Source organism: Variovorax sp. P1_G12 (assembly GCF_056405555.1).
On sequence record NZ_JBFUBW010000002.1, the window covers coordinates 40,675 to 53,764 of the forward strand.

A 13,090-nucleotide genomic window follows, 5' to 3' on the forward strand; every position below is an offset into this window, starting at 1 on the left:
ATTCAGGGAGAGGGGCCGGCGCCTTGCGCTCGGCCCGGTGTCCGGCTCGCCGCCGACTTCATGGCGGCGCGGGCAATTCCGTTTCGGCAGGCGTTTCGGGCGCCGGCCCGGCATCGGCGGGCAGCGCCGGCACGCCGCGCGGTTCGGACGGCATGTTGCCACGTCCGAGCTCGCCGCCCTTCGGCACCGTCATTTCCATGCGGATGCGGCCGGGCGCATTGCCGCGCCCGTGCGGCGCCGAAGGCTTCAGGTAGGCGTAGAGCTGCAGCACGGTCGCGACGTAGTTCTGGGTCTCGCGGTAGTTGGGGATCCTGTTGCCGGCGCGCTGCACCGCGCCTTCGCCCGCGTTGTAGGCCGCCAGCGCCAGCTCGATCCGGCCGGGAAACATCGCGAGCAGGTCGCGCAGGTAGCGCGAGCCGGTGGCGACGTTGATGTGCGGGTCGAAGAGCTTCTTCTCGATCGACGCCCGCCCGTCCGTCGTGACGCCATAGCGCTGCGCGGTGGCCGGCATCACCTGCATCAAACCCAATGCGCCCTTGGGCGACACGGCCTGCGCATCGAATCCCGACTCGGTCGCGACCAGCGCCTGCAGCAGCTCGTAGTCGATCGAATGGCGCCGCGCCGCATCGCGCAGTGCGCCCTGCGCGGGCTTGAAGTTCGGCGAGGCCTCGAACAACGCCAGCAGCGCCTGCGAAGCAGGCGGCACCTTGCCGTCGATCACGCCCTTCGCGCCCAGCCGGGGCAGGCCGATGCCCTTGGCCGTGTCGAAGCTCTGGCCGCCCCGAAAGAAGAGCTGGTAGCGCGGATCGATCTGCTCCGATGCGAAATGCGCCACGCCCTTGTCGTCGATGTAGCCGAAGATGTCGGCGGCGTGGACGCGCTGCGCCGCGATCAGCAGCAGCGCCGACAGCAGCAGGAAGCGTCCAAGGGCTCTCATGAGGTTTGCCATGCGGCACTATGGATGGCTACGGGCCTGTCCGACCGCTCACAGCGTCACAAAATGTTCATGGCCCGGCGCCGGCCTAGACGTCGATCTCGACATCATCGGCGCGCAGTTCCATCAGTTCGCGGCGGGCGGCGGCTTCGCCCTTGCCCATCAGCTTGGTGATCTCGCCCTCGGTGCCCTGGGTGTCGAAGCGCCCCAGCCGCACCTGCAGCAGGCGCCGCGTGTCGGGGTTCAGCGTGGTCTCCCACAACTGCTCGGCGTTCATCTCGCCCAGCCCCTTGAAGCGGCTGATGCTCCAGGCGCCTTCGCGCACACCGTCCTTGCGCAGCTTGTCGAGGATCGCCGTGAGTTCGCCCTCGTCGAGCGCATAGAACTTGGAGGCCGGCTTCTTGCCGCGCGCCGGCGCGTCGACCCGGAACAGCGGCGGCTTGGCCACGTACACGTGGCCGGCCTCGATCAGCTTCGGGAAATGGCGGAAGAACAAGGTCAGCAGCAGCACCTGGATGTGCGAGCCGTCGACGTCGGCATCGCTCAGGATGCAGACCTTGCCGTAGCGCAGGCCCGACATGTCAGGCGTGTCGTTGGGCCCGTGCGGATCGACGCCGACCGCCACCGAGATGTCGTGGATTTCGGTGTTGGCGAACAGCCGGTCGCGCTCGACTTCCCAGGTGTTCAGCACCTTGCCGCGCAACGGCAGGATGGCCTGGCTTTCCTTGTCGCGCCCCATCTTGGCGCTGCCGCCGGCCGAATCGCCCTCGACCAGGAAGACCTCGTTGTGCGCGATGTCCTTGCTCTCGCAGTCGGTCAGCTTGCCGGGCAGCACGGCCACGCCGGAGCCCTTGCGCTTCTCGACCTTCTGCCCGGCCTTCTGCCGCGTCTGCGCGGCCTTGATGGCCAGTTCGGCGAGCTTCCTGCCGTAGTCCACGTGCTGGTTCAGCCACAGCTCGAGCGCGGGCCGCACGAAGCTGGACACCAGCCGCACTGCGTCGCGCGAGTTGAGCCGTTCCTTGATCTGGCCCTGGAACTGGGGGTCGAGCACCTTGGCCGACAGCACGTACGAAGCGCGTGCGAACACGTCCTCGGGCAGCAGCTTGACGCCCTTGGGCAGCAGCGAATGCAGCTCGATGAAGCTCTTGACCGCGTTGAACAGGCCGTCGCGCAATCCGCTCTCGTGGGTGCCGCCGGCGCTGGTCGGGATCAGGTTGACGTAGCTCTCGCGCACCGGCTGGCCGTCCTCGGTGAAGGCCACGCACCAGTCGGCGCCCTCGCCTTCGGCGAAGTTGTCGGCGTTCTTGTCGGCATGGCCCGCACCTTCGAACAGCGGGATCACCGGCTCGCCGTTGAGGGTCTGCATCAGGTAGTCGCGCAGGCCGCCCTTGTAGAGCCAGGTCTGGACGTCCTTGGTCTTCTCGACCACCAGCGTCACCGTGACGCCGGGCATCAGCACCGCCTTGCTGCGCAGCAGATGGGTCAGCTCGTTGATCGGGAGCGCGGCGGACTCGAAGTACTTCGGATCCGGCCAGGCGCGCACCGTGGTGCCCAGCTTGCGGTCGCGCGGTCCATCGCCGTTCGAGGCGGCCGCGCTTTCCTGCGGCCGCACCTTCAGTGGCTCGATCACGTCGCCGGCCGAGAAGGCGAGCTGCGCCACCGAGCCTTCGCGGTACGAGACGACTTCGAGCCGGGTCGACAGCGCATTGGTCACCGACACGCCGACCCCGTGCAGGCCGCCCGAGAAGCTGTAGGCGCCGCCCGAGCCCTTGTCGAACTTGCCGCCCGCATGCAGCCGGGTAAACACCAGCTCGACCACCGGCGCCTTCTCTTCCGGATGCAGGCCGAACGGAATGCCGCGGCCATCGTCCTCGACGCTGACCGAGCCATCGGTATGCAGTGTGACCTTGATCTTCTTGCCGTAGCCCGCGAGCGCCTCGTCGGCCGCGTTGTCCAGTACTTCCTGAATGATGTGCAGCGGGTTGTCGGTGCGGGTGTACATGCCCGGCCGCTGCTTGACGGGCTCGAGGCCCTTGAGGACGCGAATCGACGCCTCGCCGTAACTGCCTGGTTCCTTGCTTGCCATGGCGCGGGATTCTAGGCCTTGGTTCCGGGGCCGCCCGCGGGCCCCGGCGCGCGGACCGCATCAAAGGCCGCCGAAAATATCAACAATCGCCGCCGGCAGGCGCCCGACGCCGATCCCGGCTTTTCGGTACATTTTCCGCAATGACCTCTTCTTCCCAGCCGCTGGGCATCCAGCGGGTGCTCCTCTGCGGCGCCATGATCGTCACCCTGTCGATGGGGATCCGGCACGGCTTCGGCCTCTGGCTCCAACCGATCACCCAGGACCAGGGATGGACGCGGCAGGCCTTCTCGCTCGCGCTCGCCATCCAGAACCTTTCCTGGGGCGTGATCGGCGTCTTCGCCGGCATGCTGGCCGACAAGCTCGGCGCCTTCCGGGTGCTGGTGGCCGGCGCCGTGCTTTATGCGCTGGGACTGGCCGGCATGGCGCTGTCGCACACGCCGCTGCTGTTCGCGCTGACCACCGGCGTGCTGATCGGCGCCGCCCAGGCCGGCACCACCTACGCCGTGATCTACGGCGTGATCGGGCGCCAGGTCCCGGCCGAGCGCCGCTCCTGGGCCATGGGCGTGGCGGCCGCCGCCGGCTCCTTCGGCCAGTTCCTGATGGTGCCGGTCGAGGGCCAGCTGATCGCCCGGCTCGGCTGGCAGACCGCGCTGCTGGCGCTGGCGGCCATGGTGCTGCTGATCATCCCGCTGGCCTACTCGCTGCGCGAACCGCGGCTCGCCGCCGCCAGCGGCAAGCGCGAACAGACCATCGCGCAGGCGGTGCAGGAGGCCTTCAGGTACCCCAGTTTCGTGATGCTGACGGCGGGCTACTTCGTCTGCGGCTTCCAGTTGGCGTTCATCGGCATTCACATGCCGAGCTACCTGCGCGACAAGGGGCTCTCGCCCGAGGTGGCCAGCTATGCGCTGGCGCTGATCGGCCTGTTCAACATATTCGGCACCTACACCGCGGGCGCGCTGGGCTCCCGGCTGGCCAAGCGCAAGCTGCTGGCGGCCATCTACCTGAGCCGCGCGGCGGCGATCGCCGTCTTCCTGCTGACGCCGCTGTCGCCGCTCTCGGTCTACGTGTTCGCCGCCGCGATGGGCTTCCTGTGGCTCTCGACCGTGCCGCTGACCAGCGGCATCGTGGCCCAGATCTTCGGCGTCGCCCACCTGTCGATGCTGGGCGGCTTCGTCTTCCTGAGCCACCAGGTCGGCTCCTTCCTGGGAGTCTGGCTGGGCGGCTATCTGTACGACCGGCTGGGCAGCTACGACCTGGTCTGGTACGTCTCGATCGGGCTCGGCGTGATGGCAGCGCTGATCAACCTGCCGGTCAAGGAAAACGCGATTTTGCGACCGAGAATCCAACCTGCTTGACCACGGACATGTCTGAAACCACCCGCCCCACCCGCCATCGCCTTGTCCAAGCCGGCTGGCTGGGCGCCGCCGCGCTCGCGCTGGCGGGCGTGTTCGCGCTCTACACGCGTCCGGGCTTCCTGGTGACGCTGGCCGACCAGATCTGGGCCTGCTTTTGAATCACGCCACACTCGCACCCTCGCCCTGGATCGTGCGCTGGTCGCACCTGCTGGCGCCCGGCGCCACGGTGCTGGACGTCGCCTGCGGCAGCGGCCGCCACATGCGCTGGTTCGGCGACCGCGGCCACCCCGCTACAGGCGTCGACCGCTCGCAGGACGCGATCGATGCCGCGGCATCGTTCGGTCGCGCCGTTCAGGCCGACATCGAGGACGGCCCCTGGCCCTTCGAAGGCCGGCTTTTCGGCGCGGTGATCGTCACCAACTACCTCTGGCGCCCGCGCCTGCCGGACATCGTCGCGGCGGTCGCGCCCGGCGGCGTTTTGCTTTATGAAACCTTTGCGGCGGGCAACGAGAGCGTCGGCAAGCCATCGCGGCCGGATTTCCTGCTCCAGCCCGGCGAACTGCTGGCCGCCTGCGCCGGCCTGCGCGTGGTGGCCTACGAGGACGGTTTCCTGCCCGAACCCGAGCGTTTCGTCCAGCGCATTGCAGCCGTGCGGCCGCCCGCCGCACCGTCTGCGACACCGCCGCGCCACCTGCTCCAGCCGGCTTAGCCGGGCCACCCCTTCCCGGCGGAGGCGGCCAGATCAGTAGAATGGCTGCTTTTCGGGCAACCCACAAAGAGATTCCCTTGGAGCAACTGACAGGCAGCATCGTTGCGCTCGTCACGCCGATGCATGACGACGGCAGTGTCGACTACCCCGCCCTGCGCCGGCTGATCGACTGGCACATCGACGAAGGCACCGATTGTCTCGGCGTCGTCGGCACCACCGGCGAGTCGCCGACGGTCGACGTCGAAGAGCATTGCGAGATCATCCGCGTCGCGGTCGAACAGGCGCGCGGCCGCGTGCCCGTGATGGCCGGCTGCGGCGCCAATTCCACCAAGGAAGCCATCGAGCTCGCCAAGTTCGCCAGGGGCGTAGGCGCCGATTGCCAGCTCCAGGTGGTGCCCTACTACAACAAGCCGACGCAGGAAGGCCAGTACCAGCACTTCAAGGCGATCGCCGAAGCGGTGGGCGACCTGCCGACGGTGCTCTACAACGTGCCCGGCCGAACCGTCGCCGACATGGCGCACGATACCGTGCTGAGGCTGGCGCAAGTGCCCGGCATCATCGGCATCAAGGAAGCAACCGGCAACATCGAGCGCGCCCAGTGGCTGATCCGCGATCTGCCGAAGCGCTTTGCCGTGTACTCCGGCGACGACCCGACCGCGGTCGCGCTGATGCTGTGCGGCGGCCAGGGCAACATCAGCGTCACGGCCAACATCGCGCCGCGCAAGATGCACGAACTGTGCGTCGCTGCGATCGCCGGCGACGTGAAGCGCGCCATGCAGATCCAGTTCGAACTGATGCCGCTGCACCGCCACCTGTTCGTCGAGCCGAACCCGATTCCGCTCAAGTGGGCGATGGCACGGCTCGGCCTGTGCGGCGGCGCGCTGCGCCTGCCCCTCACCGAACTGGCCGAAGCCAGCCGGCCGGTGGTCGAATCCGCGTTGCGCGCCAGCGGCCTCCTCAAGAACTGACCCCCCTCTTTACAGCGGGCGTTCGCGGACGCCGGCAACCTTTTTGCCCGGTCCGCGCTCTGAAGAAGCGGGCGCCGCGCCCATCGATCGAGCTCAACATTCCAAAAAGGAAGCAGACGTTGAAAACCATTTCGCGATTCGCATTGCTGGCCCTGGTCGCCAGCCTCGCCGCCTGTTCGGCCCTCGAGAGCGACAAGATCGACTACAAGAGCGCCGGCAAGGCCCCGACCCTCGAAGTGCCGCCCGACCTGACGCAGCTGTCGCGCGACAACCGCTATGCGGTGCCGGGCGGTGCGGTCACGGCCAACTCCTACCAGGCCGGCCTCGCCAATTCGCCGAGCCTGCCGACCGCGGTCAGTTCGGTCGGCGATGTGCGCATGGAACGTGCCGGCACGCAGCGCTGGCTGGTCATCAACCGGCCGGCCGACCAGCTCTGGGACCCGGTGCGCGACTTCTGGCTGGAGAGCGGCTTCCTGCTCACCTCCGACCAGCGCAACCTCGGCATCATGGAAACCGACTGGGCCGAGAACCGCGCCAAGCTGCCGCAGGACATTCTTCGCGGCACGATCGGCAAGCTGCTCGACTCGGTCTATTCGACCGGCGAGCTCGACCGCTTCCGCACCCGGCTGGAACGCACGCCCAATGGCACCGAGATCTTCATCAGCCACCGCGGCATGGAAGAGGTCTACAGCAGCTCGCGCAAGGACCAGACCACCTGGCAGCCGCGCGCCACCGATCCTGAACTCGAAGCCGAATTCCTGCGCCGCCTGATGGTCAAGCTGGGTGTCTCGCAAGAGCAGTCGAAGGTCCTCGCCGCCACCGGCGCAGCGCCGCAGACGGCCAAGGTCGCCAACGTCGGTGGCCAGCCGGTGGTGCAGATCAACGACAACTTCGAACGCGCCTGGCGCCGTGTCGGCCTGGCGCTCGACCGCACCGGCTTCACGGTGGAAGACCGCGACCGCGCCGCCGGCACCTACTTCGTGCGCTACGTGCCGCCGAACCCCAACAAGTCGGAACCGAGCATCTTCTCCAAGCTGCTGAGCTTCGGCTCGAGCAAGACCGACGCGCCGCTCAAGTTCCGCATCCTGGTCAAGGGCCAGGGCGAGACCAGCACGGTGTCGGTACTGAACGAAGCCGGCGCAGCCGACAGCACCGCCAATGCGCAACGCATCGTGCAGGTGATTGCCGACGACCTGAAGTAGCCGGTCGATGCTGCGCTTCCGCAGTCTGGGCAGCGGCAGCACCGGCAACGCCACGCTGGTCGAGGCGTCCAGCGGCGGCCGCATCTCGCGGCTGCTGGTCGACTGCGGCTTCGCGCTGCGGCATCTGGATACGCGGCTGGCGCGGGCCGGGCTCGCCGCCGGCGACATCGACGCCATCTTCATCACGCACGAGCACGGCGACCACATCGGCTGCGCGCGGGCCTTGTCGCGCCGCGAGCGGATCCCGGTCTGGATGAGCGAGGGCACCTGGCTCGCAACCGGCGGGCACGATTTCGAAGGCCGCCTGCAGCTCGCCCGCGACAGCGTCGACATCGAGGTCGGCGATCTTTGCATCCAGCCCTTCACCGTGCCGCACGATGCGCGCGAGCCCCTGCAGCTGCGCTGCACCGACGGCGCGCGCAGCCTCGGCGTGCTCACCGACCTGGGCCATGCGACGCCGCACGTGCTGGCCCGCCTGATGGGCCTCGACGCCCTCCTGCTCGAGTTCAACCACGACAGCGACCTGCTGGCCGGCTCGGCCTATCCGCCCTTCCTCAAGCAGCGCGTCGGCGGCAACTACGGGCATCTCTCGAACGCCGCGGCCGCGGCCATTGCGCGCGCCGTGCACCACGGCGGCCTGCGCCATGTGCTGGCGGCGCACCTGAGCGAACAGAACAACCGGCCCGAGATCGTGCGCCGCGTGATGGCTGAAGCGCTGGGCGCCACCGAGCAGGACATGCTCACCGCCACGGCCGCCGAGGGCTCGCCCTGGCTTGATCTTTGAGCCTGGCCCCTGAATGAAAAAGCCGCCCGAGGGCGGCCTTTTTTTCGGGTGGTGGATCAGCCCTCAGGGCTTGGCGGGCGGCGTCTCGGCATTCTTCTTCGCGGCCTCGGTCGCCTGATTGGCGGCGTCCAGCGCGGAAGACGATTCGGCGGATGGCGCTGTTGCGGGCGCGGCAGGTGCGGCAGGCTCGGCCGGCGGCGCGACCTGTGCGGGAGGTGGCGCGACCACCGCCGGCGCCGGCTCTTCCTTCTTGCCGCACGCAGTCAATGCGGCAGCGGCGATCAGCGAAGCGAGCAGGGCGGACTTCTTCATTGGGGGCTCCTTTGGATGAAGATGGCAGAGGAAAAAATTCTAGACCCGCGGTCGGGCCCGACGCCCCGATCCGGTGCGATTCGCGGCATTGGCTTACAAGCCCAGCGTGTCCGCGGGAAAGGCCGGCTTGGCGTGGCGCAGGCATTCGTCGATGCGCTCGCGCAGGGCGCGCCGCGCCTGCGGCGCACTGCCGCAGACGCCTCGCGCGTGCTCGACGTCGATGCGCTGGAGGAACCAGGTGGGCGTCCAGATCGCGCTGGGCACCTGCGGCAGCCCGGGGCCATGGCAGGCACGGCAATCGACGATATGGCTCCACATCCGACGCCAATGGACGAAGCGCGCATGTTCGCGTGCGAAGACGTCGAATCGCTGCGCCAGCAGGACGAAGCTGCGCCCGGCGGCGGACCAGGCCTGCAGGGCCTCGACGCTCGCGCGCTCGCCGAGCGGCCAGTCCAGGAAGTCGGGGTCGGCCAGCACGATCTCGCGCCAGTTCTCGCGCGCTGCCGCCTCGAGCGCCGCATGCAGGTGCGCCTGGAAGGCCTGGCGGCCATCGAAGGCGCCTTCGGGCAGGTCGACACCGACCGCGTCATCCGGCATGCAACCACCCCGCTTCGCACCAATCGCCCAGCAGCGCGAGTGCATCCTCGCTGGCGCCCGCCAGATCGCGCGCCCCGAGCGTTCGCTGGTCGGCCAGCCGCCGCATCAGCGTGGCGTCGCGGCCCGCGGCCCGGAAGCTCTCGCCGTTGATGTAGAGATGGCGCGCGTCGTAAAGCATGCGCGTGCGACGGTCCAGTGCCACCTCGTTCCAGTGCTGCGGCAGCTCGCCGGCATCGAACCAGACCGTCGGCTTCGGCTCGGTCATCGATTCGCCGAGCGCGCGGTCGATGACCTCGCCGTCGCGCACGGCAGCCAGCACCGCCTCGCGCGCGAAGGCCTGCAGCGCCTGAGGCATGGCGGCCGGCGTCGCGAGTGCATCCTGGGACGGGTCACGGTAGTGCACCGCGGCCCGAGCCGGTTCGTCCTGCAGCGCATCCGCGTGCGCCTCGGCGATGCGCGACAACAGGTCGGCGCCGAGCGGCGCGGCGGCCGGCGCACGCAAGCCGATCGAGCAGGTCATGCAGTCGCCTCCGACCGCGACACCGTCGTGCGCATAGCGCGGCGGCAGGTAGAGCATGTCGCCGGGCTCGAGGACGAAGGTCTGCTCGGCTTCGAAGCGGGCCAGGATCTTGAGCGGCACGTCGGGCTGCAGGCCGAGGTCGCGCTGCTTGCCGATCGACCAGCGGCGCCGTCCCTGCGCCTGCAGCAGGAACACGTCGTAGCTGTCGAAATGCGGCCCGACGCCACCGGTATCGCTTGCATAGCTGATCATCAGGTCGTCGAGGCGGGCATCGGGAACAAAACGGAACTGTTGCAACAGTTCATGAACGCCTTGATCGTGCAGATCCACGCCCTGCACCAGCAGGGTCCAGCCGGGCTGCTGGAGCCCGGGCAAGGCGCGGCGCGCAAAAGGCCCGTGCTTCAGGGTCCAGCCGGCATCGCGGTGGCGAATCAACCGGGACTCGACCTCCTCGCGGGCGGCCAGGTCGAACAACGCAGAGCGTGCGATTGGTGGCACCATGCCGGGCACGGCCTGGCGGACCAGCAGAGGCTTCTTCTGCCAGTGGCGTCGCATGAACTGGCGGGCGCTGAGGCCGCCGAGCAGGGGCAGGGGTAGATCAATCTCCATGGGAGAATTGTCCAATGGAAATCACTGAACAATGCGTGGTCGGCCTGACCTGGACACTGAAAGACACCTTGGGCGAAGTCCTGGACGTGCTCGACGACCCGGTGGAGTTCCTGGTCGGCGGCGACGATCTCTTCGACGCCATCGAGGCCGCCCTGCTCGGCCATGAGCCGGGCGCCCGGGTCCAGTTGCAGCTCGAACCCGAACAGGCCTTCGGCGACTTCAACGACCAGTTGCTCTTTCTGGAGCCGCGCTCGCTGTTCCCGCCCGAGACCGAGGAAGGCATGAGCTTCGACGGCGCGGCGCTGCCCAAAGGCGTGAACCCCGACATGCCCAAGGACGTGCTCTACACCGTCAGCGAGATCTATCCCGAGCATCTGGTGCTGGACGGCAACCATCCGCTGGCGGGCATCGCGATCCGGCTCGACATGACCGTGAAGTCGGTGCGCGAAGCCACCGAAGAAGAGATCGGCAGCGGCACGGCGGGCACCGGATTCTTCAAGGTCCCGCCCACCGCACCGGGCAACGACCTGCTGCACTGAGCCGCGACGCAGACGAAAAAAAGCCGGGCCCTGCCCGGCTTTTTCATTGGGCGCGCGGCGCTCAGAAGCGGGAGATCTGGCCGTTGTCGATGCGAACGCGGTCCCCGACGCGCAGATCGCCCGGGCTGGGCACGTCGAAGGCGCGATAGCCGCCGTTGTCGGTCTGGACCGAGACGCGATAGCTCTGGTAGGTGCGCGGCGCTCTGTTGTTTGACTCGACGGCATTGCCGAGCAGGGCACCGCCCACAGCGCCGGCAATGGTCGCGGCGGTGTTGCCGCGGCCGCTACCGACCTGGTGGCCGAGCACGCCGCCGACCACGCCGCCGGCCACCGCCCCGACGCCGCTCGGGGCCGCACCCGCACTCTGGCTCTGGACGACCTCGATGTTCGCGACCCGGCCGTATTCCACATAGGGACCCTGCTGCGCCGGCTGCGGCGGCTGATAGGGGTAGCTGGAGGTCTGGTAGACCGGCGCCGGCGCGACGCAGGCCGTCAGCGCGGCCAGTGCCAGGACGGAGGCGCCGACGGAAACGAGGCGGACGGAAATCTTCATGGTGTTTTGCTCCTCAGGAAACGGGGGGCCGATGCAGGCCGGATGGGAATTCAACGCGGCAGAGGCATGCGGGATGACCTCGACACAGCTTGATACCTTCGAAGCCGAAAGGCCATCGCCGGTTCCGCTCTTTACGTGTGGCCCTGCGAGACGCGCGCCTGAAGGCGACGGCCTACAGGTGCCGACCTCGGGTGTTCAGTGTTTACCCGTCGATCCGTAGCCGCCCTCGCCCCGTTCGCTGGGCGGGAAATCGGCCACCACCTGGAACGCCGCCTGCACCACCGGCACGATCACCAGTTGGGCGAGCCGCTCCATGGGCTGCAGCACGAAGGGCGTGTCGCTGCGGTTCCAGGCGCTGATCTTCAGTTCGCCCTGGTAGTCGCTGTCGATCAGGCCGACCAGGTTGCCGAGCACGATGCCGTGCTTGTGGCCCAGTCCCGAGCGCGGCAGGATCAGCGCCGCGAAGCCCGGATCGGCCAGGTGGATCGCGATGCCCGTGCCCACCAGTTGCCAGGCATTGGGCTCCAGCGTGATGGGCGCGTCGAGGCAGGCCCGGAGGTCCAGCCCGGCACTGCCGGGCGTGGCGTAGGCAGGCAGCTGGTCCTGCATGCGGGGATCGAGGATGCGAACGTCGACTTTCAATTCTTGTGACCTGTGCGTGTGATGAGAGAGGGCCGGTTCAACGCGAACCGGCGGTGGGAAGGCGGGCCGCGATCTCGGCCACCAGATCGCGCGCCAGCGTGAGCTTGGGCGCGCGCGGCAATTCGCGCACGCCGTGGGCGTCGACCAGCAGCAGGCTGTTGTCGTCCTGCCCGAAGGTGAGCGGACCGATGTTGCCGACCAGCAGCGGAATGCCCTTGCGCTCGCGCTTGGCCTTGGCATGGGCTTCCAGATTTTCGCTCTCGGCCGCGAAGCCGACGCAGAACAGCTGGCCGCTCTGGGCGCGCGCACCCTGGGCGACGGTCAGCAGGATGTCGTCGTTCTCGACGAAGTGCAGCACCGGCGGCTTGCCGCTGCCATCCTTCTTGATCTTCTGCTCGCTGTGCGAAGCCGGGCGCCAGTCGGCCACGGCCGCAGTGGCGACGAAGATCGAGGCCGCCTGCACGGCCTGCAGGGTCGCGTCGAGCATCTCGCGCGCCGACAGCACGTCGACGCGGCGCACGCCGCGCGGCGTCGCCAAGTGCACCGGGCCGGCCACCAGCGTGACCTCGGCACCGGCATCGCGCGCGGCGCGGGCGATGGCGAAGCCCATCTTGCCCGAGGAATGATTGGTGATGCCGCGGATCGGGTCGAGCGCCTCGAAGGTCGGCCCGGCGGTCACGACCACCTGCTGGCCCGCCAGCACCTTGGGCTGGAACTGGGCGATCACTTCCTCGAGCAGTTGCTGGGCCTCCAGCATGCGGCCGTCGCCGGTCTCGCCGCAGGCCTGCCAGCCGTTGCCCACGCCCAGCACGCGCGCGCCGTCGGCATCGACCTGGCGCAGGTTGCGCTGGGTCGCCGGATGGATCCACATCTCGCGGTTCATGGCCGGCGCGATCAGGAGCGGCACCCGCTCGGCCGGGCGCGCCAGGCACAGCAGGCTCAGCAATTCGTCGGAGCGCCCCTGCACCAGCCGGGCGATGAAATCGGCACTGGCGGGCGCCAGCACGATGGCATCGGCCTCGCGGCTCAGGTTGATGTGCGGCATGTTGTTGGGCTCGCGCACATCCCACTGCGAGCCGTAGACCGGCCGCCCCGACAGCGCCTGCATGGTCACCGGCGTGATGAACTGCTCGGCCGCCTCGGTCATCACGACCTGCACGGTGGCGCCGGCCTTCACCAGCAGCCGGCACAATTCGGCCGACTTGTAGCAGGCGATGCCCCCCGTGAGACCCAGGACGATGTGTTTGCCAACGAGTTCTTGTTGCATCGACGGAGTTTAA

15 protein-coding genes are annotated in these 13,090 nt (G+C 68.6%); 7 read left to right on the forward strand and 8 right to left on the reverse strand.

Going from position 1 to position 13,090, the window contains the following annotated elements:
* Positions 1-58 precede the first annotated feature (58 nt).
* Positions 59-937: a lytic transglycosylase domain-containing protein gene (locus AC1D2O_RS02345; RefSeq protein ID WP_478088578.1), complete on the reverse strand. Its 879-nt coding sequence runs from the start codon at positions 935-937 to the stop codon at positions 59-61.
* A gap of 85 nt (positions 938-1,022) precedes the next feature.
* Positions 1,023-3,020 (reverse strand): DNA topoisomerase IV subunit B, encoded by a 1,998-nt coding sequence (locus tag AC1D2O_RS02350; protein WP_478088575.1) that lies wholly within the window; start codon positions 3,018-3,020, stop codon positions 1,023-1,025.
* 140 nt (positions 3,021-3,160) lie between these two features.
* On the opposite strand from AC1D2O_RS02350, the gene AC1D2O_RS02355 reads away from it, so the two are divergent.
* The 6 genes from AC1D2O_RS02355 to AC1D2O_RS02380 all read left to right on the forward strand — a co-directional run bounded on the left by AC1D2O_RS02355 (position 3,161) and on the right by AC1D2O_RS02380 (position 8,038).
* Entirely contained in the window at positions 3,161-4,375 is a 1,215-nt protein-coding gene (locus tag AC1D2O_RS02355; RefSeq protein WP_478088573.1) for an MFS transporter, read from the forward strand.
* A gap of 8 nt (positions 4,376-4,383) precedes the next feature.
* A complete protein-coding gene (locus AC1D2O_RS02360; RefSeq protein WP_478088571.1) occupies positions 4,384-4,533 on the forward strand; it encodes a hypothetical protein in 150 nt (49 codons plus the stop codon).
* Positions 4,530-5,084, forward strand: a complete 555-nt coding sequence (locus AC1D2O_RS02365; RefSeq protein WP_478088570.1) for a class I SAM-dependent methyltransferase — start codon at positions 4,530-4,532, stop codon at positions 5,082-5,084. The genes AC1D2O_RS02360 and AC1D2O_RS02365 overlap by 4 nt, the downstream gene beginning before the upstream one ends.
* A 41-nt stretch (positions 5,085-5,125) precedes the next feature.
* On the forward strand, positions 5,126-6,052 hold the full coding sequence (dapA, locus tag AC1D2O_RS02370; protein WP_478088568.1) for a 4-hydroxy-tetrahydrodipicolinate synthase: 927 nt from the start codon (positions 5,126-5,128) through the stop codon (positions 6,050-6,052).
* A 119-nt stretch (positions 6,053-6,171) separates the two neighbouring features.
* On the forward strand, positions 6,172-7,254 hold the full coding sequence (gene bamC / locus AC1D2O_RS02375) for an outer membrane protein assembly factor BamC (protein ID WP_478088566.1): 1,083 nt from the start codon (positions 6,172-6,174) through the stop codon (positions 7,252-7,254).
* 7 nt (positions 7,255-7,261) lie between these two features.
* Entirely contained in the window at positions 7,262-8,038 is a 777-nt protein-coding gene (locus AC1D2O_RS02380) for an MBL fold metallo-hydrolase (protein WP_478156098.1), read from the forward strand.
* A gap of 63 nt (positions 8,039-8,101) precedes the next feature.
* On the opposite strand, the gene AC1D2O_RS02385 is transcribed toward AC1D2O_RS02380, so the two are convergent.
* The 3 genes from AC1D2O_RS02385 to AC1D2O_RS02395 form a co-directional block, all read right to left on the reverse strand.
* Positions 8,102-8,350, reverse strand: a complete 249-nt coding sequence (locus tag AC1D2O_RS02385) for a hypothetical protein (RefSeq protein ID WP_478088562.1) — start codon at positions 8,348-8,350, stop codon at positions 8,102-8,104.
* A gap of 93 nt (positions 8,351-8,443) precedes the next feature.
* Positions 8,444-8,947, reverse strand: coding sequence for a hypothetical protein (locus tag AC1D2O_RS02390; RefSeq protein ID WP_478088561.1), 504 nt, complete (start codon positions 8,945-8,947; stop codon positions 8,444-8,446).
* The gene (locus AC1D2O_RS02395) at positions 8,937-10,076 is read right to left on the reverse strand and encodes a JmjC domain-containing protein (protein WP_478156100.1); all 1,140 of its coding nucleotides are present in this window, start codon (positions 10,074-10,076) and stop codon (positions 8,937-8,939) included. The genes AC1D2O_RS02390 and AC1D2O_RS02395 overlap by 11 nt, the downstream gene beginning before the upstream one ends.
* Positions 10,077-10,090: 14 nt before the next feature.
* On the opposite strand from AC1D2O_RS02395, the gene AC1D2O_RS02400 reads away from it, so the two are divergent.
* On the forward strand, positions 10,091-10,615 hold the full coding sequence (locus tag AC1D2O_RS02400) for an FKBP-type peptidyl-prolyl cis-trans isomerase (protein WP_478088557.1): 525 nt from the start codon (positions 10,091-10,093) through the stop codon (positions 10,613-10,615).
* 61 nt (positions 10,616-10,676) lie between these two features.
* Here the strand turns inward: AC1D2O_RS02400 and AC1D2O_RS02405 are convergent, their stop codons facing one another.
* From AC1D2O_RS02405 to coaBC, 3 genes are all read right to left on the reverse strand, one after another.
* A complete protein-coding gene (locus AC1D2O_RS02405; protein ID WP_478088555.1) occupies positions 10,677-11,168 on the reverse strand; it encodes a glycine zipper 2TM domain-containing protein in 492 nt (163 codons plus the stop codon).
* Between the two features lie 195 nt (positions 11,169-11,363).
* Positions 11,364-11,810, reverse strand: a complete 447-nt coding sequence (gene dut / locus AC1D2O_RS02410; RefSeq protein WP_478088553.1) for a dUTP diphosphatase — start codon at positions 11,808-11,810, stop codon at positions 11,364-11,366.
* 37 nt (positions 11,811-11,847) lie between these two features.
* Positions 11,848-13,077, reverse strand: coding sequence for a bifunctional phosphopantothenoylcysteine decarboxylase/phosphopantothenate--cysteine ligase CoaBC (gene coaBC, locus AC1D2O_RS02415; protein ID WP_478088552.1), 1,230 nt, complete (start codon positions 13,075-13,077; stop codon positions 11,848-11,850).
* Between the last annotated feature and the right edge of the window lie 13 nt (positions 13,078-13,090).